Source organism: Bartonella sp. AP7XZML (assembly GCF_042195745.1).
GTDB lineage: Bacteria > Pseudomonadota > Alphaproteobacteria > Rhizobiales > Rhizobiaceae > Bartonella.
Genome location: NZ_JBHIOT010000026.1, coordinates 1 through 23,317 on the forward strand (window position 1 = coordinate 1; position 23,317 = coordinate 23,317).

General features: G+C 42.7%; 31 protein-coding genes and 2 pseudogenes. 8 read left to right on the plus strand and 25 right to left on the minus strand.

Features of this window, described 5'->3' with window-relative positions:
• Positions 1–291 precede the first annotated feature (291 nt).
• The 3 genes from ACFILT_RS03035 to ACFILT_RS03045 all read right to left on the minus strand — a co-directional run bounded on the left by ACFILT_RS03035 (position 292) and on the right by ACFILT_RS03045 (position 1,502).
• Complete coding sequence (locus ACFILT_RS03035; RefSeq protein ID WP_273790850.1) at positions 292–480, minus strand: hypothetical protein; 189 nt, start codon at positions 478–480, stop codon at positions 292–294.
• Between the two features lie 2 nt (positions 481–482).
• Positions 483–872: a hypothetical protein gene (locus ACFILT_RS03040; RefSeq protein WP_375678752.1), complete on the minus strand. Its 390-nt coding sequence runs from the start codon at positions 870–872 to the stop codon at positions 483–485.
• 312 nt (positions 873–1,184) lie between these two features.
• Positions 1,185–1,502: an XRE family transcriptional regulator gene (locus ACFILT_RS03045; protein WP_273790852.1), complete on the minus strand. Its 318-nt coding sequence runs from the start codon at positions 1,500–1,502 to the stop codon at positions 1,185–1,187.
• Positions 1,503–1,917: 415 nt separating this feature from the next.
• On the opposite strand from ACFILT_RS03045, the gene ACFILT_RS03050 reads away from it, so the two are divergent.
• Positions 1,918–2,988 (plus strand): YdaU family protein, encoded by a 1,071-nt coding sequence (locus tag ACFILT_RS03050; RefSeq protein ID WP_375678751.1) that lies wholly within the window; start codon positions 1,918–1,920, stop codon positions 2,986–2,988.
• Between the two features lie 125 nt (positions 2,989–3,113).
• Here the strand turns inward: ACFILT_RS03050 and ACFILT_RS03055 are convergent, their stop codons facing one another.
• Together ACFILT_RS03055 and ACFILT_RS03060 are read right to left on the minus strand one after the other, a co-directional pair.
• Positions 3,114–3,326, minus strand: a complete 213-nt coding sequence (locus tag ACFILT_RS03055) for a hypothetical protein (protein WP_375679551.1) — start codon at positions 3,324–3,326, stop codon at positions 3,114–3,116.
• A 42-nt stretch (positions 3,327–3,368) separates the two neighbouring features.
• Positions 3,369–3,530 carry a hypothetical protein gene (locus ACFILT_RS03060; RefSeq protein ID WP_375679552.1) on the minus strand — a complete coding sequence of 54 codons (162 nt, stop codon included), beginning with the start codon at positions 3,528–3,530 and terminating at the stop codon, positions 3,369–3,371.
• 251 nt (positions 3,531–3,781) lie between these two features.
• Here ACFILT_RS03060 and ACFILT_RS03065 point away from each other — a divergent pair.
• Positions 3,782–4,382 (plus strand): annotated as a pseudogene (locus tag ACFILT_RS03065) (DNA primase); the annotation flags it as partial.
• On the opposite strand, the gene ACFILT_RS03070 reads toward ACFILT_RS03065, so the two are convergent.
• Positions 4,354–4,533, minus strand: coding sequence for a hypothetical protein (locus ACFILT_RS03070; RefSeq protein WP_375679562.1), 180 nt, complete (start codon positions 4,531–4,533; stop codon positions 4,354–4,356). The pseudogene ACFILT_RS03065 and the gene ACFILT_RS03070 sit on opposite strands and share 29 nt — an antisense overlap.
• Before the next feature lie 27 nt (positions 4,534–4,560).
• Positions 4,561–5,703 (minus strand): hypothetical protein, encoded by a 1,143-nt coding sequence (locus ACFILT_RS03075; protein ID WP_375679563.1) that lies wholly within the window; start codon positions 5,701–5,703, stop codon positions 4,561–4,563.
• Between ACFILT_RS03075 and ACFILT_RS03080 the strand changes: the two are divergent.
• A pseudogene (locus ACFILT_RS03080) lies at positions 5,687–6,892 on the plus strand (bifunctional DNA primase/helicase); the annotation flags it as partial. The gene ACFILT_RS03075 and the pseudogene ACFILT_RS03080 overlap by 17 nt on opposite strands.
• Here the strand turns inward: ACFILT_RS03080 and ACFILT_RS03085 are convergent.
• The 8 genes from ACFILT_RS03085 to ACFILT_RS03120 form a co-directional block, all read right to left on the minus strand.
• A complete protein-coding gene (locus tag ACFILT_RS03085; RefSeq protein ID WP_375679553.1) occupies positions 6,886–7,218 on the minus strand; it encodes a hypothetical protein in 333 nt (110 codons plus the stop codon). The pseudogene ACFILT_RS03080 and the gene ACFILT_RS03085 sit on opposite strands and share 7 nt — an antisense overlap.
• Positions 7,219–7,504: 286 nt before the next feature.
• Positions 7,505–8,188, minus strand: a complete 684-nt coding sequence (locus ACFILT_RS03090) for a hypothetical protein (RefSeq protein WP_375679247.1) — start codon at positions 8,186–8,188, stop codon at positions 7,505–7,507.
• 92 nt (positions 8,189–8,280) lie between these two features.
• Positions 8,281–8,517: a hypothetical protein gene (locus ACFILT_RS03095; protein ID WP_375679554.1), complete on the minus strand. Its 237-nt coding sequence runs from the start codon at positions 8,515–8,517 to the stop codon at positions 8,281–8,283.
• A gap of 4 nt (positions 8,518–8,521) precedes the next feature.
• Positions 8,522–8,845, minus strand: a complete 324-nt coding sequence (locus ACFILT_RS03100) for a hypothetical protein (protein WP_375679249.1) — start codon at positions 8,843–8,845, stop codon at positions 8,522–8,524.
• 24 nt (positions 8,846–8,869) lie between these two features.
• Entirely contained in the window at positions 8,870–9,493 is a 624-nt protein-coding gene (locus ACFILT_RS03105; protein ID WP_375679250.1) for a hypothetical protein, read from the minus strand.
• A gap of 58 nt (positions 9,494–9,551) precedes the next feature.
• Positions 9,552–9,968: a hypothetical protein gene (locus tag ACFILT_RS03110; protein ID WP_375679251.1), complete on the minus strand. Its 417-nt coding sequence runs from the start codon at positions 9,966–9,968 to the stop codon at positions 9,552–9,554.
• Positions 9,969–10,064: 96 nt separating this feature from the next.
• Entirely contained in the window at positions 10,065–10,376 is a 312-nt protein-coding gene (locus tag ACFILT_RS03115) for a hypothetical protein (RefSeq protein ID WP_375679252.1), read from the minus strand.
• A gap of 19 nt (positions 10,377–10,395) precedes the next feature.
• Complete coding sequence (locus ACFILT_RS03120) at positions 10,396–10,629, minus strand: hypothetical protein (RefSeq protein ID WP_375679253.1); 234 nt, start codon at positions 10,627–10,629, stop codon at positions 10,396–10,398.
• A gap of 86 nt (positions 10,630–10,715) precedes the next feature.
• On the opposite strand from ACFILT_RS03120, the gene ACFILT_RS03125 reads away from it, so the two are divergent.
• On the plus strand, positions 10,716–11,285 hold the full coding sequence (locus tag ACFILT_RS03125) for a hypothetical protein (protein ID WP_375679254.1): 570 nt from the start codon (positions 10,716–10,718) through the stop codon (positions 11,283–11,285).
• 2,200 nt (positions 11,286–13,485) lie between these two features.
• On the opposite strand, the gene ACFILT_RS03130 is transcribed toward ACFILT_RS03125, so the two are convergent.
• Together ACFILT_RS03130 and ACFILT_RS03135 are read right to left on the minus strand one after the other, a co-directional pair.
• Positions 13,486–13,635, minus strand: a complete 150-nt coding sequence (locus ACFILT_RS03130; RefSeq protein ID WP_375679555.1) for a hypothetical protein — start codon at positions 13,633–13,635, stop codon at positions 13,486–13,488.
• Between the two features lie 112 nt (positions 13,636–13,747).
• On the minus strand, positions 13,748–14,074 hold the full coding sequence (locus ACFILT_RS03135) for a hypothetical protein (RefSeq protein WP_375679556.1): 327 nt from the start codon (positions 14,072–14,074) through the stop codon (positions 13,748–13,750).
• 184 nt (positions 14,075–14,258) lie between these two features.
• Here ACFILT_RS03135 and ACFILT_RS03140 point away from each other — a divergent pair, with 184 nt between their 5' ends.
• Positions 14,259–14,963: a hypothetical protein gene (locus ACFILT_RS03140; protein WP_375679557.1), complete on the plus strand. Its 705-nt coding sequence runs from the start codon at positions 14,259–14,261 to the stop codon at positions 14,961–14,963.
• 278 nt (positions 14,964–15,241) lie between these two features.
• Complete coding sequence (locus ACFILT_RS03145; protein WP_375613621.1) at positions 15,242–15,565, plus strand: hypothetical protein; 324 nt, start codon at positions 15,242–15,244, stop codon at positions 15,563–15,565.
• Between the two features lie 909 nt (positions 15,566–16,474).
• Here ACFILT_RS03145 and ACFILT_RS03150 read toward each other — a convergent pair.
• The 7 genes from ACFILT_RS03150 to ACFILT_RS03180 form a co-directional block, all read right to left on the minus strand.
• A complete protein-coding gene (locus tag ACFILT_RS03150; protein ID WP_375678727.1) occupies positions 16,475–17,638 on the minus strand; it encodes a DUF6990 domain-containing protein in 1,164 nt (387 codons plus the stop codon).
• A gap of 10 nt (positions 17,639–17,648) precedes the next feature.
• Positions 17,649–18,026 (minus strand): hypothetical protein, encoded by a 378-nt coding sequence (locus ACFILT_RS03155; protein ID WP_375678728.1) that lies wholly within the window; start codon positions 18,024–18,026, stop codon positions 17,649–17,651.
• 350 nt (positions 18,027–18,376) lie between these two features.
• Positions 18,377–18,502, minus strand: a complete 126-nt coding sequence (locus ACFILT_RS03160; protein WP_375675330.1) for a hypothetical protein — start codon at positions 18,500–18,502, stop codon at positions 18,377–18,379.
• 33 nt (positions 18,503–18,535) lie between these two features.
• Positions 18,536–18,694, minus strand: a complete 159-nt coding sequence (locus tag ACFILT_RS03165) for a hypothetical protein (RefSeq protein ID WP_375678729.1) — start codon at positions 18,692–18,694, stop codon at positions 18,536–18,538.
• Between the two features lie 24 nt (positions 18,695–18,718).
• Positions 18,719–19,003, minus strand: coding sequence for a hypothetical protein (locus ACFILT_RS03170; protein ID WP_375679558.1), 285 nt, complete (start codon positions 19,001–19,003; stop codon positions 18,719–18,721).
• Positions 19,004–19,689: 686 nt separating this feature from the next.
• Positions 19,690–20,247, minus strand: coding sequence for a hypothetical protein (locus ACFILT_RS03175; RefSeq protein ID WP_375679559.1), 558 nt, complete (start codon positions 20,245–20,247; stop codon positions 19,690–19,692).
• A gap of 59 nt (positions 20,248–20,306) precedes the next feature.
• A complete protein-coding gene (locus ACFILT_RS03180) occupies positions 20,307–20,624 on the minus strand; it encodes a hypothetical protein (RefSeq protein WP_375678732.1) in 318 nt (105 codons plus the stop codon).
• Between the two features lie 746 nt (positions 20,625–21,370).
• Between ACFILT_RS03180 and ACFILT_RS03185 the strand changes: the two genes are divergently transcribed.
• Both ACFILT_RS03185 and ACFILT_RS03190 read left to right on the plus strand, forming a co-directional pair.
• Entirely contained in the window at positions 21,371–21,934 is a 564-nt protein-coding gene (locus ACFILT_RS03185) for an NADPH-dependent FMN reductase (protein WP_375678733.1), read from the plus strand.
• An 18-nt stretch (positions 21,935–21,952) separates the two neighbouring features.
• Positions 21,953–22,468 carry a short-chain dehydrogenase gene (locus tag ACFILT_RS03190; RefSeq protein ID WP_375678734.1) on the plus strand — a complete coding sequence of 172 codons (516 nt, stop codon included), beginning with the start codon at positions 21,953–21,955 and terminating at the stop codon, positions 22,466–22,468.
• Positions 22,469–23,142: 674 nt separating this feature from the next.
• Here ACFILT_RS03190 and ACFILT_RS03195 read toward each other — a convergent pair.
• Positions 23,143–23,292, minus strand: coding sequence for a hypothetical protein (locus tag ACFILT_RS03195; RefSeq protein WP_375679561.1), 150 nt, complete (start codon positions 23,290–23,292; stop codon positions 23,143–23,145).
• Positions 23,293–23,317: the final 25 nt, after the last annotated feature.

Genomic DNA, 23,317 nt, shown 5'->3' on the forward strand with positions numbered 1-23,317 from the left:
TCGTATCACTCCAAGTCACTGAATGACGACCTGCCCCTTCATTGCCTTATCCCCCAATGAACCAGCCGGCAGCTTCCCCCCCACACAAGCGTCTGCAATTCCCCATATATAGGGCTCTTTTCTTCATACCCCCCTTTCCCATATCGGCTAAGAAAATCCCCGCGAAGCTCCTCCCCCAAGCTCTCCCCCCAAGTCGTGCCCCCCCCAAGAACGAAAGCATAACGTGCACCATTGTCACCGCAATGAAAAAGCACATGGGGCCCATCATTGCGGCTTCTTTTTTCAACCCTGCTACTGCACGACGGAAAAATCATGGCGGCAATATTCTTCCTCCAATTTTTTTGCCATAGACTGAGCCACCTCTTGCGATATAAAAAGTATAGCGTTGTGTTTTTGTGGTTCGAGTCTGATTAAATTCCGCATATTTCCAGCATAATAAAGTGGAATCCCTTGATACGAAGTCTTGAGATAACTTGGCATGTTTACCACCAATAATCTGTCAAGACATCACATGGGCGTAAACGATGCTGTTTTTCATAAGAGCCATAGAGATTATCTTCATAATCGCAAGCCACTCTTTCATTTAAACAAGCATGATAAGCTTCACTATTCAAAATGAAGGGCTGCAATTGTGTATTTTCTTCATTCATTTCATGATTTTCGACATAAAAATCAGCGATTTGTTCCGTAATATCTTCAGCATGAGAAGTTGTCAGATCGAGTCGTAAAACTCTATAAACAGTTTCACATTCTTCAATCAGTTCGAGCACTTCTTCGATTTCGTCGATTGGTCCTTCATAAGTACAAGGATTTTCCTCTTCGCATAAAACGACAATGATTTCATCCTCTTTAACGAATGAAATATTTTTCATGATTTCCCCCTTTAGATAGTTGATAAAGCATAGCCTTGTCTTGACAAGACTAAATATAGCGTTAGTCTTATCTCCTCTATAGGAGAGATGTCAACCATTTTATCCTTCATAAAAGATATATTTTAAATATCTACGGGGTTCAAATGACATATGTAAAGAAAAATCTATTATTCTTTGTTCCTCTCATGCCCCTTTGTTGTTCTCTATTTGTTCTTACAAAATTGCAATTATAAACACACAGGAGAGATAAAATGAGTGACATAATATTAATAAAACACTGGAGTCGCCTTGACTCAAAAGCACAGAAGGAAGTTATTTTGAAGCTTCGTCAATTGGTCGCCGCAAAAGAGTCAAAATCGCCTGTCTCTCTTGCGGAGAGAGTTTCGAAATAAGCTCTATAAATTCTTTATCTTCAGGGCTAGCCCCTTTCCCGTAAAGAATATAATTCATACTGATATTAATTTCGTGACAAATTCGCGAGAGAGATTCGATTGTTGGTTCTTTTCCTTCAGAAAGAATAGAATGAAGGTACCCCGCGCCTTTACCGGCAGCGAGGGAGATAGATCTTTTTGACCGCCCACTTTTTTCCAAAGCGATTCTTAATCTTTGACGCCAACCATCGATATTCATAATTTCACCATATAGCGCGTCTTTTTAAAAAAACACGTCCTTTTTATAAAACGGGCTTGCATTATCCTCTAAAAAGGATAAAATTAAGGAAACAAATTTTACTTTTTAGGGGAAAATTTTTTTATTTTTAGATCATAAAAACACTTTAACCACCCTACCGGATATAAAAGACCACCTCCAAAGCTTCTGCCCAAAAGCAAGTACGTTGAGAATGTGTGGTATTCTTTATTTTTTCCATCACCGCAATCTTAAATCGTAAGTTTGCATGCGCTTCAAGCACAGCCAATCATTTATAAGCATCGTAAAGAAGCCTCTAGTCATCATCGAACAGAGCCAAAAGCAACACAAGTTAAATCCTTATTTGAGCTTTTATCATCAATAAAAATGTATAAAAAAGAAGAAAGTAGATTGCAGTATGAAACACGCTAATCAACAAGAAACTCCTCATTATGAATCGTCTAGGCTTCCATATGTTTGTTGGTATCAAAATGACTTTCTAGGAGGTGTACGTGGGATGCGCGCACACGAAATTGGAATCTATACGATTCTTCTCAATGAAATGTATGCCCGTGGCCGACCTTTAGAAATATCGAAAGAACGTTTAGCGCGTCTTTGTGGTTGTGACAAGCGAACTTTTGTTAATGTTTTAGAGATGCTCATCCAAGAGGGTAAGATTTTAAATTTAGCCAATGGATTATGGAACAAGCGTTGCGAAAATGTTTTTCAAGAGCGTGAAAAATTGCTTGAACAAAAATCCTTTGCGGGTCGTTCTTCGGCAAAAAAACGCAAGAAAATCAATGCAGAGATGCAACAACTGCTTAACGAAAGTACAAAAGATGTTGCACAAAACTCAAAAGCTCAAAAGGCAGAAGAAAAGGAAACACCTTACGGTGTTTTAGAAAAGAAAATTTTGTTTGATGAGACAGAACCTTGTTTTTTCTGCGAAGAGAGTTTTGAACAAAGCGATCATCCATCACCCTTATCGGCTCTTGATTCACCTCTCCCTTTGCCTGCCCAAGCAGAAACGGAGCAAAAAAACGCCTCCCCTTTAAACGCTCGCCAAGCCGAGTTCACTCCCGCCCCTATCGCGCAAATTGTCACGGGGGAAACAACAAAATCCGCCACCACTCTTCCCCCCAGCAATCTTCCTGCCTCCATCCCGCTTTGCACCAACAAAAAAACCACAACCTCAGTTGCCAAAGGGCATCGTCTTCCTGAGCATTGGCAAGCAGACATCAAGGCGGCAGTTTCAGAAGGCTTGAGTGAAAGCCAAGCCCATTGGCAAGAAAAGAAGTTTCGCGACTATTGGCAAGCCAAAGGCGGCAAAGAAGCTCTCAAAGTAGACTGGCAAGCCACATGGCGCAACTGGTTTCGCCGTGAGATCGAACGGCAAGAACAGCAAAAACAGGGAGGCTCCTCATCTTTCATCTCTGAGAACAACGACACGCTTTACCGCAGTTTGATCAACTATAACGACAATTTTTGACATCACACAAACAACGTATTTTTCAAGCAAGCGCGGGGATAAAAATGCTTCAAAACCACAACAGCATCGGACAAAACAACACAGAACAAAACAAAAGGCGGCAAAACAACATTTGGATAGGCGATTCACACAGCAAAACGAGACAACATCACCCATTTTGCTCTCATCACAAAAGCGTTTTCCCCACGCAAAAGACCCCCACAGGCACCCCAACATACACACCCCAACAGGACTCCAGCATGCACCACACTCTCCAAGGCAGATCCACACTCTCCAAGGCAGATCCACACCCACCCTTCTTGCCACCGTCCTCCTTTTCCCAAGGCACCACTTCCCATGCTCTTGGCAAACAACCATCAGCAGAGCCATTTCAAAAAAACTCAATGAAAAGCAAACTCTTTGGCACTCCCCCTCCACACAAGCACCCCAACAGGCATCCCCCCAAACACATGCCCCAAACAGGACCAAGCATGCACCACACTCTCCAAGGCAGATCCACACCCACCCTTCTTGCCACCGTCCTCCTTTTCCCAAGGCACCACTTCCCATGCTCTTGGCAAACAACCATCAGCAGAGCCATTTCAGAAGGTTTGAGTGAGAGCCAAGCCCATTGGCAAGCCAAGAAGTTTCGCGACCATTGGCAAGAAAAGAGCGGCAAAGAAGCTCTCAAAGTAGACTGGCAAGCCCCATAGCACTACGGGACTTTACGATCAGATCAAACGGTGAGAACAGCAAAAACAGAATCCTCACCTCCCACATCTTGAGAAAAACGACAATAATATCACGAATGACCATGAGCACAATTTTTGAAATCAAACAAAAACTTATCTCTCAAGCAGATAGAATAGCAGAAATGCTTCTTCCCCAAGGGCACAAACGAGGCAACAATTGGATTGTAGGCAACACACGTGGTGAAGCTGGTCAAAGTTTATCGATTTGCTTAAGTGGTAGTAAAGCAGGACTTTGGTATGATTTTGCAGAAAGCACAGGAGGAGATCTTTTAGACCTTTGGTGTGAAGTCAAAGGCATTAGCCTCTCTCAAGCCTTAGAAGAAGCACGCGCGACTCTCAATCTGACACGCCCCAAACCCTTTATGGCGCCCCATCGTTCCTATCGCCGTCCACCGGTCCCTACAGGGCAGAGCCCGCAGAATCTTGTAAAAACCTATCTCCATGAAGAACGCCGCATTCCTCTAGAGATTATAAAGCGTTACCGCATAGGAGAAAATGGCGAAAAAATCATTTTCCCCTTTTATAAACCCGACGGCACCCTTGCTTTAGTCAAAGAACGGCTTGCGCAAACGGGAGCAAAAACAAAACCAACAGCCTCCCAATGTGAACCGATTTTATTTGGTTGGCAAGCCCTTTACCCCACAAACCACGCCTCCACGCACACATCCCAGCAGGCATCCCAACACACCACCTCAACCAACCCCACCTCCACACAGGCATCCCAAAACACCCCCTCAACCAACCCCACCTCCACACAGGCATCCCAAAACACCCCCTCAACCAACCCCGCCTCCACACAGGCATCCCCGCACACATCCCAACAGGTAACCCAACACGCACCTCAGCAAGTATTCCAACACACACCCCAGCAGGCACCCTCAACCAACCCCGCCTCTACACAGACATCCCAAAACACCCCCTCAACCAACCCCACCTCCACACAGGCATCCCAAAACACCCCCTCAACCAACCTCACCTCTACACAGGCATCCCAAAACACCCCCTCAACCAACCTCACCTCTACACAGGCATCCCAAAACACCCCCTCAACCAACCTCACCTCTACACAGGCATCCCAAAACACCCCCTCAACCAACCTCACCTCTACACAGGCATCCCAAAACACCCCCTCAACCAACCTCACCTCTACACAGGCATCCCAAAACACCCCCTCAACCAACCTCACCTCTACACAGGCATCCCAAAACACCCCCTCAACCAACCTCACCTCTACACAGGCATCCCAAAACACCCCCTCAACCAACCTCACCTCTACACAGGCATCCCAAAACACCCCCTCAACCAACCTCACCTCTACACAGGCATCCCAAAACACCCCCTCAACCAACCTCACCTCTACACAGGCATCCCAAAACACCCCCTCAACCAACCTCACCTCTACACAGGCATCCCAAAACACCCCCTCAACCAACCTCACCTCTACACAGGCATCCCAAAACACCCCCTCAACCAACCTCACCTCTACACAGGCATCCCAAAACACCCCCTCAACCAACCTCACCTCTACACAGGCATCCCAAAACACCCCCTCAACCAACCACCCCTCCACGCACACCCCCCAGCAGGCACCCTCAACCAACCTCACCTCCACACAGGCATCCCAAAACACCCCCTCAACCAACCCCGCCTCTACACAGGCATCCCAAAACACCCCCTCAACCAACCACCCCTCCACGCACACACCCCAGCAGGCACCCTCAACCAACCCCGCCTCTACACAGGCATCCCAAAACATCGCCACAACCAACCCCGCCTCTACACAGGCATCCCAAAACACCCCCTCAACCAACCTCACCTCCACACAGGCATCCCAAAACACCCCCTCAACCAACCCCGCCTCCACACAGGTATCCCAAAACACCCCCTCAACCAACCACCCCTCCACACACACACACCAACAGGCACCCACACACACACACCAACAGGCGCCATTTCCCATTCTTTCTTCAACAAACCGTACCATTGTTATCACTGAAGGAGAAATTGATGCACTTTCCTTAGCCGCCTATGGATATCCGGCGGTCTCTGTTCCCTTTGGAGGAGGCAGTGGAGGCAAACACAACTGGATTGAAAATGAATTTGATCATTTAGAATCTTTTGAAACGATTTTTTTAGCCACCGATATGGACAAGCCCGGAGAAGAAGCAGCCCGTGAGATTGCCAGCAGGCTTGGACGCCACCGTTGCTACCGTGTCCGTTTACCTCGCAAAGATGCCAATGACTGTTTAACCGCAGGGATCGATAAAGCCACCATAAAAGCCGCCTTTTCCTCAGCACAAAGCTTTGCCCCAGAAGGTTTACGGCGCGCCTCAGACTATAAAGATCAAGTGATTGGGCTTTTTTGGCCAGAGCCTGAAAAACATCTTGGTTATACGGTTCCCTATCCTAAACTGAAGGACAAATTGCATTTCCGCCCAGCAGAATTAACGCTCTGGAGTGGTGCGAGTGGTGCAGGTAAAAGCCAATTATTATCAGACTGTATTCCCCATTGGATTGCACAAAAGAGTCGCCTTTGCTTAGCGTCTCTAGAAATGAAAGGAGAACAATCACTTCGCCGTTTAACCAAACAAACGGGCGGCTTAGAACAGCCTACAAAAGAGACAATTGAACGGATTCTTCATTTTTTAGACGAAGGGCTTATTCTTTATGAGCATGTTGGCAAATCAAGCGTTGACACCTTGCTTGATGTCTTTGACTATTGTCGTGCACGCTATGGCTGCGATCAATTTATCATCGACAGTCTCATGCGGCTTGGCATTGCCTCTGATGATTATGCAAGACAAGAACAAGCCGTTTATAAAATGGTTGATTGGGCTGTTTTAAACAGTGTACATATTCACCTTGTCGCCCATGCCCGCAAAGGCGGTCTGGATAAAGATATCCCCAGCACAGAAGACATTAAAGGCGCCTCAGAAATTGGTGCTAATGCCTTTAACATTATCACCATTTGGCGCAATCGGTCGTTGGAAGATAAAATCTTTGCCGCCTCTCTCGCACAAGAAAAAGCAGATTTAGCAAAACGCCCTGGCGTCATTATGAATATTGCCAAACAACGTTCTGGTGATTTTGAAGGCAAAATAGGGCTTTGGTTTGATCCCCAAACCTACCGCTATCGCTGTTCTTTTGAACAATCATTCCCTCGACGTTATCTGTAATACCCCATAAACCCCACTCTCTTTAAAAACGCCTCCGCCTTCAAACGCGCACGCCTTGCTCCGACAGAAACAACAGGAAGGATCAATCCACAAATGATGAAAAACACCCAATCCTTCGCGAACCAAAGCCTGCTCAACCCTAGATTCTCTGCTCCCAAACGCAAACAAAAAAAGATCGCTCCAACAACGGCGCAAAACACCACCCCTTCAATAACCACAAACAACGCGTCACCACCCCATCTCGCCGCCCCCTCATATGCAAAATTAAGAACCACTCCAACAGTGCAGCAAACACGATCCCCATCAAGGACAGGAGTCCCCATGGTATGTCCATACTCTCCATCCCCCAAAGAGCTAAAAAAAGAACGACTCCTAAAATGCAATAAAACAGCACTTCCTTCAAAAAGAGGGAAACACCAAAAATACAATAAAACGCCGCCCGCCACCACGGAATATCGAAGCGCTTGGAAACTTTATAAGTACCAATAACGACAACAATAAAAAGGTAGGAAAACACCAATAACAGCAAAAAAAACAAATCGTTCGACATCACATACCCCTCACAGCAAGCCCATTAAAGATCACACCCATAAGACAAAAAAACACCCCCTACTTTAAGAACCAAGCCCATAGAACACGCGCACGCCTTACACCCTGATAAATCAAAGGAAAAAGAAATCCAACAATAAAGGAAAACATCCCATCATTCGAGAACCAAAGCCAGCTCAACCCTAGATTCTCTGCTCCCAGACGGGTAAAAAAAAGGATTAGTGCCAAAATGCAGCAAAACAGCACAAAATTCAAAGCACGCAACAACCTCTGTAACACCGTATCACCTTGCTCGCGTATAAAGAACCCCAAGAGCACTTTCAACAATACAGTCAAGAGCAATCCCTTTAAGAATACCGCCCTTATGCTATCCATATCCCTGACGCCCACAGCAGCAAACCACAGGATAAAGCCCATCATGCAACAAAACATGACCGCCTTCAAGAACACTTGCCAAGCAACAGGCATACTCTTGACATCCAGATGCACCAAACCAAGAACAGTTGCAAAAATGCAAGAAAACACCGCCCCCTTCAAGAGCAGCTCCCCGTCAACAGCGCGCCTGCCCACGCCCATATAAATAAAACCAAGGTAGGTGGCAACAACGCCATAAAGCACCACCCATCTCCAAAACATCCACCCTGTAACAGAGCGACGCTTGGCAATCTTATCAAGAAAAACCAAGGCTAGAGCAAAAAAGCAGAAAAACCAAGGCAACAGCCAAAACATCACATCGTTCGACATCAAATACCCCTCACAGAAAGAACATCAAAGACCATGCCCGTGGAAAAGAAAAATGCTCATTTTTTTAAGCCCCACCCCAACAGTACACGCACTCACCTTATACCTTCATAAGCAAAAAAAGGAACAAGTCCAATAGTGCCCAGAAACACCCCATTGTTCAAGAACCAATGCGTGCTCCAGCCCATATGCTTTACTCCCACATGTGCCAATCCAACAACAGCTCCAACAACGCCACAAAACACCAGCCCCTTTAAAAACATGTCCCATGCAACCACCATACACCCCGCACCCTCATAAGCAAAACCAAGGAACAACCAAAAATGCAGCAAAAGATCAATCCTTTACAAAGAATGAAAGCCTAAACCCAAGACGCTTTGCCCCTAGACAAATAAGCCCAAGGACAAGACCAAAGACAATGCCAAAAAGAATGTAAAAAACCCACTTGTTTGAAAACCACACCTGAGCCAAACCAAAATGCTCAGCTTTCGCATAAACAAACTTAGAGGTCACGCCAACAAAGAATGCAAGCACCCCACCCTTAAAAAAGTCCTTCCTTGTAAACCCGAAAAACCTTATTCCCACATAAATAGAAACAAAGGCGAGCGCCAAAGGGCAGAAAAACCCCAACCACTGCCAAAACATCACATCGTTCGACATCAAATACCCCTCTCAGAAAGAACATCAAAGATCACGCCCGTGGAGAAGAGAAATGCTCATTCTTTTTAAGCCCCCCAACAGTACACGCATACACCGTATCCCCTCCAGAGCAAAAAAAGGAACAAGTCCAATAGTGCCCGTAAACACCCCATTGTTAAAGATCACAAACCAGCGAACCCCCATATGCTTGGCTCCGTTATACGCCAATCCAACAACAGCTCCAACAACGCAGCAAAACACCAGAAACCTCAAAAAAGACACCCCACGCGATATCCCCTTACCCCGCATCCTCATAAGCAAAACCAAGGACAGGTCCAGCAATGCAACAAACACCGCTCCTATCACTAAAAATTCCCACGATATATTAAAACGCTTCACTCCCTTATAAGCAAAGCCAAGAACCACTACAGCAATGGCGCAAAACACCACAGCCTTGAAAAACACGCCCCACGATACAGTCCTACTGTTTGCTCCCACCAAAATAAAACAAAAGGTCGCTCCAGCAATGCAAGAAATCTCCACCCCCTGCCAAAACACCTCCCACGTCATAACCGGTCGCCCCGCATCCTCATAAGCAAAACCAAGGACCAAGCCAATAACACAGAAAAACGCCAGCCCCTTCAAAAACATGTCCCGCGCAACCACCATACGCCCCGCTCCTTTATTAAGTAAAAATCAGAGACCATGCCAAAAATGCAGCAAAAGATCAATCCTTTTCAAAGAATGAAAGCCTAAACCCCAAACGCCTTGCCCCACGATAAATAAGACCAAGGACAAGACCAAAGACAACGCCAAAAAGAATGTTAAACACCCACCTGTTTGAGAACCACACCCAAGTCAAACCAAAGTGCTCAGCTTGCTTATAAATAAAATCAATGACAGCAGCCAAAATGAAGCTCAACAACACCATCTTGAGGAACAAACCCTTCGTTACACCACGCCGCTGCATTACTTCATAACCCAACATAAGGAAAATACCGGGAATGCCATAAAACGCCACAGCCCGTAAAAATACGCCCCACGTCATCCCCAACGCCTTCATTTCCACATAAACAGCCACAGAGACATAGGCCACAATACAGCTAAACACCAATCCCTTCAGAGACAAAAGCCCGCGCGCCATCACTCACCTCCCTCATCAAGTCATTCAAGGAAAATCCACCATGCGACAAAACACCTCTCTTTTCAAGGCTCTAAAGCCAAATCATAACAAGATGCTTTACACCTCTATAAACCAGCCCAATGACAAGACCCAAAAGGACATCAAAACTCCACGGGATTGAGAACCAAAGCCAGCGCCACCCCATGCGTTCAGCAACCGTATAAACAACAAGAGATCCCCGCCAATAAAGTCCCCAAACCCCATCCTCTTAAAAAAATTATGCCTTTCATGATCCCTCAAATACCTCTTATCCCACATAAATAGAAATAAAGCCCCCAAGAGGCAGAAAAACATCAACCATGGCAAAAAAACAAAACCCTGCGACATCAATTCCCCCACAGCAATAAAATCAGAAAGAATGCCCATCATGCAACAAAACGCCCATCCTTTAAAGAAGCAGAACCACAAAGACAACAACCACAATGCAGAAAAATACCAATCCCTTCAGAGACAAAAGCCCGCGCAACATCATGCCACTCCCCATCAAGCCATTCAAGGAAAATCCACCATGCGACAAAACACCCCTCTTTTTAAGAGCCAAATCCATGGGGCTCCCACACACAAGCGCAACAGTCCAAGTCACCCCCAAGAGCGCATACCCAAACGGCACACTCCAACACATGTCTTCCTCTCATCCCCCTCTTTTGCCTAGAGCAAGCAACATTTTTTAAAAACGAGAAGCAAAATTAAAATTTTTAAGGAGATGCTATGACCCATAAGCAGAAAAAAAATACGCAAACCTGCCCGCTTGATCATCAAAATCAAGGAAAGCACGTTGGTCATTTAAAGACGCAAGAAATCCCTGTTGAAACAAGTAATCCTTATTTTAAACCCAATCATCGAGAAAGTTCCAGCAATCCGCGCACCATCAATGCCATTGCCAATGCACAAAGCCATCCCATTGCCCTTTTATATGCGAAAGGACATCTCAGCAAAGCCCAATATAAAGCAGCAGAACGTTTTTATTTTTACTGGCGTCAAAGCCAAGCCGATCTCCACATGAGCCTTGACTACACCCGTGAAAAGGTTTCCTGTAGCCAAGGGTACACACACCCTATTGAACGTCAAATAGAAGCCTCCAATCATTTAAGAACAATCAAAGTTCAACTGGGTATTCTTGGCTATTCACTGCTTGAACGCGTTATCGGCTATGGACAAGCGATAAAAGAATTAAGTTCTTCAAAACGCAAACAAAACTCTCTTGCCGATCATTTACGAGATTGTTTAGACTTGCTCGCATTTCATTGGGGATATGCAAACCATAAACATTTTGAATAATCCCCCTCCTCGCCATTTTAAGCGGCCTCCCATGTTGCCCCCGCCCCCTCTAAAGCCCTTCCCACACACACGGGCTCAAGCATTGAGCAGCTCTCGCCCCCATTTCCATTACCTTGCCCCCCACCCAAAAGGACAATACTTCACCCCCCACACACATACTTAAGATACACCCTACACTCTTAAAAACAAAAAGCCTTCCCCCATATCAATCCTATAATCATGAGAGGCTCTTAATTCGTTTTTGATTGAAGAATATTCTCAAGATGCTTGCATGCATCATAATATTTTTAAATATAGTTTAATTAATATCGAGTCTTAAAACAAATATTCAATTGAAAAAAGTATTAAGTTTTAATGCAAAAAGACAAAATTTTTTGTAAAAATTATTTTTTATATTGCTATTTTTTCAATTCTCTGCTAATTATAATATGGTAGGTTCTTTAAGTATGATTTTTTTGTATTTAGTACGGCCTTTTAAATTTATTCTTTTTTGACACGTCCTGCGAGTCAATGTTAAAATTCTCCTGCTTTTTGGTCCTCTGATTGCGACGGAGGACTTTTTTTTATGACTGTACTTTTTATAACTGTATTGTCTTAAATCACTTCCTTATGAGCTTTGTGATAATTCCTCCATAAGGTTTACCCGCAAAATAGATCATTCTTTTGTCAAATTGACTTGCGTTCCATTCTTAAAGAACAAAGATTCTTAACTCAATCTGATTTACAAACAGCTTGGATACACTTCCCTCTTGGTTTGCCATTCCCTCTTGGCTTCTATTCAGGTTTTTCCGCTAAACTCAAGGCGCAACAGAAGCTTGCTCTGTCTCAAAAATTCACCACGCCCTTAAAAAAACACTTAAAACATATCCAAGGAAGCTTGCTTCATATCACCAAACCTCAAATGACCGTGTTTTACGGCATAACAGAATGACTTAACGATTGGATAACTTTCTTTATCGCCCCCCCAACAGGTTGATGTATCACGACAACATATTGATTTATAATCATCATATCCCGTTATCCATATAAAATTAAGAGACGCAGATATCATAGGGATTCTCTCATTTTAAATTTATTTCATGTTGCATCAATCAACACCTTGTCTTTTCCACATTACAAACATGAGAGACATATGAAATAACGCACTTCAAAGATTTCAAAGATAAAGAATCAAAATGCCTCTTATGAACACGCTCAAGAGCCAAAGGCTGTCATCATATGAGGCGCGAATAGTATGATAATGTGCTGGCTTTTCCTTATGAGATTTTAAAGAAAGGCTTATCCACTTCACAAGAGATTTCTCCATTATCAGATTTACCAATATCCCCAATCACCAATATAATTGTGATGATAAGATAACATAATGTTTTTAAACAAGTAGGTAAGTGTGCAACACAAATATATTCTATTTAGAACATTCTGTTTTACGTGAGTCGCGTAACCTCCCATTAAAAAACAAAATCCCCATTAAAAACAAAATCCCTATGAGAAAAAATCTAAAGCGTGAAGATAAAAACATGAGACAAGTGTGATTCCATTCAGATATTGCTCTTTAACCGTCAAACCGAATAAAAATAGATCCGGAAAATATGTTAATCTTCCTACCTTAAGAGATAAACTAAGAATATAGACAACATCTCTCCTAACATTCCCCTTTTTCTAGCATCGCTTAAGAATCAAAAGTTATACAACTTATTTTGTCATATTATAAAGCACTGTTTTTTAAGGCGGTATTGAAGCAGTTAAAACAATTGAAGTGTTTAGCCAACGCCATCGCCATTAGCAAAGCTAAAAAAACAAACTGTTGAAAAGCCGTTCATATCTTGTGTAAACACAAAAAAAACAAGAAAAAGGCACAAAAATATCTCAATTTTTATAAAAATAATCAGCGTCTTTTACGATTGTATTGACGAACAACCCTTATCACATAATCATCTTAAATATTGAGAATAAAGAATGAATAGCCCTCGAAAATACAGCAACCTATCAATATAAAATATAAAAACAAATCTTTTGGTTATCTCTGTTTCTTATGGAATATGCCTTTCCCTATGGATGCACTTCAGCCTCCAAAGAGTGCATTCAATCCATGGAAAGGATGCACTCCGCGCCTTAAAAAGAGTGCATCCTTCCCCTCAACGGATACCGCCAAACCCTCATAAAGGCAGTATCCAATCTATAAGAGGATGCACCCTAGCCTTCAAAAGAGTGCATCCTTCCCCTCAACGGAAACTGCCAAACCCTCATAAGGCAGTATCCAATCCATAAGAGGATGCACTCTAGCCCTCAAAAAGAGTGCATCCTTCCCCTCAACGGATACCGCCAAACCCTCAAATAAAGCAGTATCCAATCCATAAGAGGATGCACCCTAGCCCTCAAAAGAGTGCATCCTTCCCCTCAACGGATACCGCCAAACCCTCATAAAGGCAGTATCCAATCCATGAGAGGATGCACCCTAGCCCTCAAAAGAGTGCATCCTTCCCCTCAACAGATACTGCCAAACCCTCATAAGGCAGTATCCAATCCATAAGAGGATGCACTCCGCGCCTTAAAAAGAGTGCATCCTTCCCCTCAACGGAAACTGCCGAACCCTCAATAAAGGCAGTATCCAATCCATGGAAAAGATGCACTCCGCCTTCAAAAGAGTGCATCCTTCCCCTCAACGGAAACTGCCAAACCCTCAAATAAAGCAGTATCCAATCCATAAGAGGATGCACTCTAGCCCTCAAAAAGAGTGCATCCTTCCCCTCAACGGATACCGCCAAACCCTCAAATAAAGCAGTATCCAATCCATAAGAGGATGCACCCTAGCCTTCAAAAGAGTGCATCCTTCCCCTCAACGGAAACTGCCAAACCCTCATAAGGCAGTATCCAATCCATAAGAGGATGCACTCCGCGCCTTCAAAAGAGTGCATCCTTCCCCTCAACGGAAACTGCCAAACCCTCATAAGGCAGTATCCAATCCATAAGAGGATGCACTCCGCGCCTTCAAAAGAGTGCATCCTTCCCCTCAACGGAAACTGCCAAACCCTCATAAGGCAGTATCCAATCCATAAGAGGATGCACTCCGCGCCTTCAAAAGAGTGCATCCTTCCCCTCAACGGAAACTGCCAAACCCTCATAAGGCAGTATCCAATCCATAAGAGGATGCACTCCGCGCCTTCAAAAGAGTGCATCCTTCCCCTCAACGGAAACTGCCAAACCCTCATAAGGCAGTATCCAATCCATAAGAGGATGCACTCCGCGCCTTCAAAAGAGTGCATCCTTCCCCTCAACGGAAACTGCCAAACCCTCATAAGGCAGTATCCAATCCATAAGAGGATGCACTCCGCGCCTTCAAAAGAGTGCATCCTTCCCCTCAACGGAAACTGCCAAACCCTCATAAGGCAGTATCCAATCCATAAGAGGATGCACTCCGCGCCTTCAAAAGAGTGCATCCTTCCCCTCAACGGAAACTGCCAAACCCTCATAAGGCAGTATCCAATCCATAAGAGGATGCACTCCGCGCCTTCAAAAGAGTGCATCCTTCCCCTCAACGGAAACTGCCGAACCCTCAATAAAGGCAGTATCCAATCCATGGAAAAGATGCACTCCGCCTTCAAAAGAGTGAATCCTTCCCTTCAAGGGTTTTACTCAATTTTCATCGCATCTCATTTTTATGAACCCTCATTTTTATGAATCCTTGGTCAAAGGCACAAAAAGAAATTTTCTAGCAACTATTGTATCACCCACCTTATGGGATTCCACTTACCTACAGAGCTTTCAAACTTTTTTACGCCTTCATAAAATCGAATCTGAAAGAATTCATTAAGGCAATTAAGAGTAAATTTTGTCAAAATATAGACAAAGTTTATTCTTTTTTGTGATTGTTGTATTTTTACTATAGTTATTTAAATCGAATTTATATATGATACGTATCGATATTTATTTATCGAAATAAATATAGGAGAAAAACTATGAATATCAGATATTTTTTCATAGCTGGGGCTATTACAAGTGGTTTAGCTCTCGCGATTCAAAAATCTGATCGTATAGTCAATAAACAACCCTCTCCTATTGTTGCTCCTTATACTATTGAGAAAACAAATTTACAGTTTGTTAAACAAGTAAGGGACACATCGGATACATTGAATATACTGAGAGTCAGTAATAGAAGCGCATCAGAACAAGCATCAATCAACGATATATACGATAAAGCAGAAAATTTATTGAATGCAATAGCTGGTTTTTTAGGATCACTTATTATATATTTCGTACAACTTGTTGCTACTAGAATATAAGATACAAAAAGTTCTTAAAGTAAGGTTATATACATTTTGTATATATTGTAAAATTTAAATAAAAAGGCCCTTTATAAAATGGGGCCTTTTTTAGTTTAATTTTTCCTTTGTTTTAGTTTAGTTTTTATTGTGTTTTTATTTTTATTGGCCAAATATCATCGCCTTCAAAAATGCCATTTTTACTTGTCTTACATCTCAAATGACAAAGGCTCTAACTCCCTAGCTTCGCTCCCATAGCGCTTTCGTTAATAAGGGTCCGCAATCTTCTTGTTCTTCCCAAAAATTCTTCTGTTTTCAAGAAAATGACCAAGCATCTCCTCTGTCATCGGATTGGCTTACAGATCTCCATGAAGCAGACTGAAAAACACAAAAACACCATAACTTTTTATATCAATATCACCATACTGAAACACTGTTGAAGCTTAACAAGCGCTGCTTCATTGGCAAGGACTTCTTAAAAAGACAAAAAATACCTCAAAGGCAAAAGAGCTTAACGCTGCTCAAAAATGCCATTTTTTGCCTTCCTCTCACCTCAAATGACAAAGGCTCTACCCCCTAGCTTCCCTCCCATAGCACTTTAGTCAATAGAGCTTCCCCATAGCGCTTTAGTCAATGGAGCTTCCCCTCATACCGCTTAAATAAGGCGCTTGAATAAGCAATGATTTATGAGCATTTTCTAACAAAACAACAGAACAGTCTTAAAGAAGAGAGTAGAATTTATAATTGATTTTTCTCCCCTATTCTTGAGGATCAAGCCATTTCCAGTCTATTTTTTAAAATCTTGGCTATTATTCTTGATTTTTTGAGCCCTTTATTTGGCTCTGGTAAGAAAGATGTGAAAGCGTCTCAATCATGGCGCTTTCACATCTTTTAAATAAGAGTGCTTTCCTTCAACAGGAGAGTACAACACTAATCAATTTTTATATCCATAAATGCAGGTTCACCATCTTTAATATAAGTAATATCAGGAGCATGTTTTACCCCCTCTGCTTCAAACACGAACTGTTCATCACTCACATCAAATCCTTGTTCCCTTAATTCTTGTTTTTTCTCCTCGACTAATTTTTTATGAAAAGCACGTTTTTGATTACACGTATTAGGGGATCTCACTCTGAAAAGCTGATAGTCCATGGCTATGGACCACTTCTCAGCAACCCGTTCCAGTAGATCGTAACTGAACTTTCCTTCCCTTTTCACTTCTTGAGCGATCACCATCGCGCGTTCCAAATGGACTTTTTCAATGGTTTCATCAAAGCCAAGCTTCTCCCCTGCCGTAAAACTTTCGTCATAAGAAGCTAAAGTCTCAACATCGCCAAGTAAGGCAAGAGCAGCAAAATGCAGCAAAGCATAAGGTGCAAGCTCTATGTCATCATTCGTTGCCCAAGATAAAGAGTCTTTTTCCCAAGGGGGAATACCATATTGAGAGCGAAATATTTCATGCAAAGAATCATCTTCCATTGTCCATTTTAAAGTTTTATCGAGTGCTTTCTTTAAAAGCTGGACGCTCACTTTTTCTTCAAAAATTTCCAATCCATTGGGTACAAAATTCATAAATACCGTTGGCACAACCCCAGAATTATGAGGATTAATCGTCTGACAAGCCGCCGCAAAAATACCGCTCATAATTAAAAGTCCGCGATCAAAAGGCGAAAATTCTTCCACTCGTTTCTCGTTATAGAGAAACTGCACTTCACGATCTGGTAAAAAGAGGGTTGCCAAATAATCTCCCTTTCCCTCGATTTCCACCGACCATCCCAAGCTTTTTAAAAGCCCTGTTGCACTTTCTATCGTGAGAATTTCATCATCATCATCATAATCGGCAGAGAACTCTTTTTCCTTTAGTTGCAAACGCCTCTTCTGCACCACAGCTTCATCTTTCCAAAACTGCTGCGTTGCAAGATCATTTTCTTTAAGCACTCTTTCCAGCTCGCCTTTCACTTGGAAATTCATTTTCATCCGTTTGAAGACAGAGGTATAAAGAGCTAAAATAAGCATGATAATGATCATGCAAATAACAATCATCACCCAAAACAGGGGATCTAATAGAAATACGGCTATAGGATCACTGTTCATTTTTCCCCTCTCAGTCTTTACAAAGCCCGTGTGACAGAGAGCTTATGTGCTCTCGCACAGAGATTGCTTCTTCTAGTTTCTGAATATTTTTTCGCAACTCACCCGTCACTTTGGTGCGAAGCCGTAACATAACCGGAATAAAAATAATAACACAAACCGTTATGGCGACCGTCGTTTTAAAGAGAACGGCATGCACAACATATTGCCACCCTGTCAGCTGCCAATTTAATACACCTGGTATTTCTAGAACCATTCTCCAGATGATAATGAGAACCGCAATAGCAAAGATAATTTTATAATCCTTTGCTGAGAGCAACACGTGCTGGAGCGAAAAAGAATGCGCTCCTTTATGCGTTTCTTGCTCTGATGCCCAATTTTGCTCCTTCATGTATTCCCCTCTCACTCTTTGAAAAGACCCCGTGTGACAGAGAGCTATTTGCTATCACACAGAGATTGCCTCTTCTCGTTTCTGGATTTTTTTCCAATTTACGCATTATGATGATGCAAAACCCAAATACCACCGGAATAAAGAAAAGTACACAGACCATTATGGTTTGCGTCATAATAAAAATTATAATATTCCTGCTACCTTGCCACCCTCTTACCTTCCTCACATTGCAAACAATAAAGATTTTCAAACCGTACCAATCTATAAACAATAGTCACAATTCAGCTTTTTCTTCCTAAAAATTCTCCTATTTTCAAGAAAATCACCCTGCATCCCCACTTCAATAGGATTCATTTCAAAGCTTGAATGAACAAGGCTCCTAAAAATACGAAAACAACCCATATACCGCGCACCCCTACAAGCAAAACCGTTCCTTCCTCACGCCTCAAACGATAAAGTAAGTCCCAAGCGCTCACTCTAGGCTCTAAACCCCAAGGGCTCTTATTCCCTTAAATCAATACTAATCCATAATCGGCTTTTCTTCCACTCAATGCCACCCAACACTGCTCCTTTAAAGCAATGTTTACGGACACCCCATAAAAAACACCAAAACATATCAAAGGCAAAATGGTATAGAGAGCAATCCCTATAAAGGCTGAATCTCTCATAATTTCTTCATTATTTTTTCCCTCTCATGACTTCTCAAGCGCTGTATCCTGTTCTTGCAAGACGTTTTTCAGTCCTTTTCTTAAACAGCGATACGTTCTCACCTGCTTAAAGACACCATAATAAAGTTGTAAAATCATCATGGGAATACAAGCAAACCACAGTGTCACGAACAGAAGCACGAGACCAAATATTGTAACAAGAATATCACTCCATTTTTCTCTATCGCCTTTTTTATACCAATCCTTTTGATCAGTTATTTTACCCCGTTGCAGGTTTATTTCTTTCAATTTTTGAGTATTTTTTCTCAACAAAAGCCACAATGTTATGAAGAGTATGTACAGAACTGGAAACAAGACCCAAACACACACTGTAATAACTTGCCAAAACGCACACAGAGAGAGAAAAAGGGGTGTATCCTGCCACCCTGTCAAGTTCTCTTGGCTACCCAAAGATGAGAGAAAGAAAATCCTGTTCCACAACTCAAGAGAGAAAATGCTGTACTCTTTGCTATCCAAGGATGAGAGAGAGAGAGAATCCTGTTCCATAGCTCAAGAAAGAAAATCCTGTTCCATAGCTCAATAATGAGCGAGAGGAAACAAATGACAACATGCTCTTGCACAGAAAAATAATCTTTCTCGAAAAAATGGCGTAGTGCATTATAAAATGCTGAATTTTTCCCCTTCATTGCTCTTCCTTTTTATGAAAAACGCATTTTTTTATCTCATGCCCGCTCTTTATCTCATGCCCGCTCTTTTAAGAACCACGAAAAGTGCGATGCATGGCGCTTCCCTTGTTTTCAATAAAAACCCCCAACTTTCTAAAAGCGCGGTTGCTCTTCCAAATGATTAAGAGCATCTTCCTCATTACAAACCTGATAGGATTCTTTATCCTCTTTGCCTGATGATTTTCCAACCATCCCCCCTCTTTCTTGTGTCACGAGAGCTTCCAAACATTGCCTCTTACCCCTCACAATAGCTACGCAAGCGCTTTATAGCTAGGCAAGCGCCTTGTCGCTCTCTTTTCTTATGCGTTTTAATGCCCGTCTCACTTTACGATACGTTCTCACGCGCTTGAAAACAAAATAATAAAATTCTAAAATGAGCATGACAACACCCGCAGGAAAAAAGACGTTTAGCAGAAATATCAACCAAAAGTATACGATAAAAAAACAGATTATTTTTTCTCTATTGTTTTTTACTGGATTATTTTGTTGATCGATTGTGTGACCCCGTTGCTGGATAGCCTCTTCTAACTGCTGAATCTTTTTTTTCAACAAATACATTAAGATGAGATAAAGCACCAATAAAACAGGCATCAAGGCAACAACACACACCATGATGACTTCACGCAGCACAAAAAGCGCCAAAAGAGTGCTATCCTGTGATACACTCAACGTCCACTTGGATTCTAATGGGATCAAAAGAGCTTTATAACCTATCCCAATAAGGATAGAAATAAGACAAATGATCATATGATCTTTATAAGAACGAAATGATTTTCCAAAAAAAAGAGAGCACCGTTTGTTATAAAATGTGGAATTTTCCCCCTTCATTTGCTCTTCCCTTTTATGCAACTGTTTGTCCCTAACTTTATAACGACACGCATAATCTCTCAAAGCACAATTGCATCCATTATCGTCAAACAGAACACCGCAGAGAACACTTGTATTGCATATTTATGTTGCCAATACTTTTGCCAATTCACGTGCTTGTTTAAAAAAACACCTCTCAACACTTCCAAACCAACGCGCATCACCCCCATTTCATGAACAGCCCCCATGAAGGGGATAACAATAGCGCTCCCATGAATATATCCCCTTACTATAAACTCTATCACCACCATTGTTTCAATAAAAAATGTAATCCGGCACCATTCATATACGCCCCCTGAGTCCTCTACAATAGCCTTATCCTCCCTTGTAATACGCATAATCTCTCAAGCACCATTGCATCCATTGTCGTCAAACAGAACACCCCAGAAAATACTCGTATTGCATATTCATGTTGCCAATACTTTTGCCAATTCACGTGCTTGTTTAAAAAAACACCGCTACCCTCCCTTGTAATACGGCACGCCATAACCCCGTTCCTCAACACGGACAACCCCATTACCCTAAGGCTCCCTGCAACAACCCCACCTCTGCCCCAACAACAGCCATATCCCGCCTTTACGATAGCCCTTATCCCAGACAGAAGCATTTTTATTCTTTTCTCAATTGTTTTCCGCCCCCCACTTAAGACATGAAAAAAGGAACTTCCATTGATTTGCAAATGATCGCGCAATAAGAGCATTTGAAATGAGAAAATCTTACAACTTTCTTATTCCAATTAAAAAGGATCAATGATCATTCAAAATATGACGATATATTCCATTTTTCATTGGGGATCTTGCAAGCCAATAGCTCAGAATATATTCATCAAAGCGCTTCTAAGACAGAGAGACAGCCGCGATTCTTGAGATCAAGCATTTTAATATTAATGAAAGCACTAACATTCCCTTGCAAGTTTGAGGTGTTGTTTTGTCAACAATCTTGTTAGCATGAACTGATTCTATGATGATGCGATATCATCACAATTGCTCTTTATAAACAGCATAATGATACGCATCATTTTACTCACACTTCTTTATAAGCCTTGCGTTATAGGCTTGTGGGGAAAAGATAAAGGAGAATCCTGTTGAATACAGCAATTATTTTGGGGTCTGTGCGTCAACCTTCATTAACAAGAACTTTAGCTAATTATTTAGCGGATTGCCTCATAAAGCGGGGTGCATCACTTCATTGGGTTGATTTGCGTGAACAGCCCTTGCCGATGACAGATCCCGATTATCATCAGCAGGTAGAGGCTAATCCAAGTGCTGCGGTCCGTGAGTTTGTCAAAACCATTGCCGCGGCTGATGGCGTTATTCTAGCAAGCCCCGTTTATCAAGGATCTTATTCGGGTGTTTTAAAAAATGCTCTTGATAATTTGAGCTATAATGCCTTTTTAAATAAACCTGTTGGACTTATCTCTCATGGGAGTACGGCCAAAAAATGCGCACAACCTTGTGAACATTTAGTGCCGGTGGTGCACACGCTTTATGGTTACACACTCCAATGTCAAATCGCCTCTTCCAACGAAGATTTTTCCTCAGATGATGAAGGTCGTACTTGGAAAGTTATAAGTGAAGAGGTACAAACCCGTTGTGAAAGACTTGCTGATGAAATGTACACATTTTTAAAGCAAAGAGGTGGGATTTAAAGCAATAAGGGAGGGGGCATGAAAAAAAAGGATGCGCACTATCGTTATTTAGTGGTAGGGGGCACAGGGATGCTAGCCCCTTTGTATCAATCACTAAAGCCGCAAGAAGTGATTATTGCTGCGCGCTTTCTTTCCCATAAAGTCCAGCTTGAGGCATTGCACAACAAACAGTTGTGTGTGTCGTTGGATTATGATTGTGCGGCATCAAAGGCGCAATTTTTAGAAGCTGTGAAGCAATGGCATGATCTAAAATATTGCATATTATGGATTCATTCGCCCGCCTATGCATTTTCTTGCGCATTAATTGAGCAGTTGGCTCTTTTGCCTAAACCGCCATGTATTCTTCATATTTTTGGTTCCAACACGCATGATCAAATGATCATCGAGTGCGCGCGCAAAAACAAGGTTGATTTTATCCCCATTCAATTAGGACAAAAAACAACGCCCAAAGGTTTACGATGGCTGACCCATAAGGAGATAAGCCAACAGGTACTGGATGCCATAAAAAAACATATGAATAAACAAAACTTATGATCAATACCTCTGCTTTGCAAAGAAGCAGTGCCCCTTCAATCTCTATCCATACCCGAACACCCTCTTGAATAGCCCATACTCTCTTACATCATAGGCTTTGAGAACGAACAATCCCCTCCCCTTACGCCTCTAAACAGCATGCCTATATCAACAGCTCCAAAACCAAACGTTTTTCTAACCCTTCTCACACGGGCTTATCCCCCTCTCACAACCATCACAGCCCTTGACCAACCACACACCCTATTACAGTTACACGTTTTTACGATTTTGCAAATTCACAGAAAACAACAAAACTGCCGATAAACCGCCCCATTAAAGCCTATACAAGCCTATTACAAACCTATCATCAGCCTATTCATTGCCATCAGCCCTNACCTATCATCAGCCTATTCATTGCCATCAGCCCTTTTCCCCCAACGCCCTCCATTCCCACATTTCCCCAACGCTCCCCATTCCCCCATTCCAATTTTGACGCATTGCACAATCCAACCTTTACGCCTCCATTGGCACCTTTTCTCCCCAACCGCCCCACAACCCTCACGGCTCTTGAGCAACCACACGCCCTATTACAGTTTCACGCTTTTACGATTTTGCAAATTCACAGAAAACAACAAAACTGCCGATAAACCGCCCCATTAAAGCCTATACAAGCCTATTACAAACCTATCACCAGCCTATTCATTGCCATCAACCCTTTTCCCCCAACGCCCTCCATTACCCCAATCCCCCATTCCAATTTTGACGCATTTCACAATCCAACCTTTACGCCTCCATTGGCACCTCTTCTCCCCAACCGCCCCACAACCCTCACGGCTCTTGAGCAACCACACGCCCTATTACAGTTTCACG

What these genes read in the sequence shown, in the direction of transcription:
- ACFILT_RS03035 (WP_273790850.1), bottom strand. Translation starts at nt 480, where the DNA reads ATGCCAAGTTATCTCAAGACTTCGTATCAAGGGATTCCACTTTATTAT.
- ACFILT_RS03040 (WP_375678752.1), bottom strand. Translation starts at nt 872, where the DNA reads ATGAAAAATATTTCATTCGTTAAAGAGGATGAAATCATTGTCGTTTTA.
- ACFILT_RS03045 (WP_273790852.1), bottom strand. Translation starts at nt 1,502, where the DNA reads ATGAATATCGATGGTTGGCGTCAAAGATTAAGAATCGCTTTGGAAAAA.
- ACFILT_RS03050 (WP_375678751.1), top strand. Translation starts at nt 1,918, where the DNA reads ATGAAACACGCTAATCAACAAGAAACTCCTCATTATGAATCGTCTAGG.
- ACFILT_RS03055 (WP_375679551.1), bottom strand. Translation starts at nt 3,326, where the DNA reads ATGGGAAGTGGTGCCTTGGGAAAAGGAGGACGGTGGCAAGAAGGGTGG.
- ACFILT_RS03075 (WP_375679563.1), bottom strand. Translation starts at nt 5,703, where the DNA reads ATGGTACGGTTTGTTGAAGAAAGAATGGGAAATGGCGCCTGTTGGTGT.
- ACFILT_RS03085 (WP_375679553.1), bottom strand. Translation starts at nt 7,218, where the DNA reads ATGGGGACTCCTGTCCTTGATGGGGATCGTGTTTGCTGCACTGTTGGA.
- ACFILT_RS03090 (WP_375679247.1), bottom strand. Translation starts at nt 8,188, where the DNA reads ATGTCGAACGATGTGATGTTTTGGCTGTTGCCTTGGTTTTTCTGCTTT.
- ACFILT_RS03100 (WP_375679249.1), bottom strand. Translation starts at nt 8,845, where the DNA reads ATGTCGAACGATGTGATGTTTTGGCAGTGGTTGGGGTTTTTCTGCCCT.
- ACFILT_RS03105 (WP_375679250.1), bottom strand. Translation starts at nt 9,493, where the DNA reads ATGGTGGTTGCGCGGGACATGTTTTTGAAGGGGCTGGCGTTTTTCTGT.
- ACFILT_RS03110 (WP_375679251.1), bottom strand. Translation starts at nt 9,968, where the DNA reads ATGGCGCGCGGGCTTTTGTCTCTGAAGGGATTGGTGTTTAGCTGTATT.
- ACFILT_RS03115 (WP_375679252.1), bottom strand. Translation starts at nt 10,376, where the DNA reads ATGATGGGCATTCTTTCTGATTTTATTGCTGTGGGGGAATTGATGTCG.
- ACFILT_RS03120 (WP_375679253.1), bottom strand. Translation starts at nt 10,629, where the DNA reads ATGTGTTGGAGTGTGCCGTTTGGGTATGCGCTCTTGGGGGTGACTTGG.
- ACFILT_RS03125 (WP_375679254.1), top strand. Translation starts at nt 10,716, where the DNA reads ATGACCCATAAGCAGAAAAAAAATACGCAAACCTGCCCGCTTGATCAT.
- ACFILT_RS03140 (WP_375679557.1), top strand. Translation starts at nt 14,259, where the DNA reads ATGCACTCCGCGCCTTCAAAAGAGTGCATCCTTCCCCTCAACGGAAAC.
- ACFILT_RS03145 (WP_375613621.1), top strand. Translation starts at nt 15,242, where the DNA reads ATGAATATCAGATATTTTTTCATAGCTGGGGCTATTACAAGTGGTTTA.
- ACFILT_RS03150 (WP_375678727.1), bottom strand. Translation starts at nt 17,638, where the DNA reads ATGAACAGTGATCCTATAGCCGTATTTCTATTAGATCCCCTGTTTTGG.
- ACFILT_RS03155 (WP_375678728.1), bottom strand. Translation starts at nt 18,026, where the DNA reads ATGAAGGAGCAAAATTGGGCATCAGAGCAAGAAACGCATAAAGGAGCG.
- ACFILT_RS03165 (WP_375678729.1), bottom strand. Translation starts at nt 18,694, where the DNA reads ATGAGAGATTCAGCCTTTATAGGGATTGCTCTCTATACCATTTTGCCT.
- ACFILT_RS03175 (WP_375679559.1), bottom strand. Translation starts at nt 20,247, where the DNA reads ATGAAGGGGGAAAATTCCACATTTTATAACAAACGGTGCTCTCTTTTT.
- ACFILT_RS03180 (WP_375678732.1), bottom strand. Translation starts at nt 20,624, where the DNA reads ATGCGTATTACAAGGGAGGATAAGGCTATTGTAGAGGACTCAGGGGGC.
- ACFILT_RS03190 (WP_375678734.1), top strand. Translation starts at nt 21,953, where the DNA reads ATGAAAAAAAAGGATGCGCACTATCGTTATTTAGTGGTAGGGGGCACA.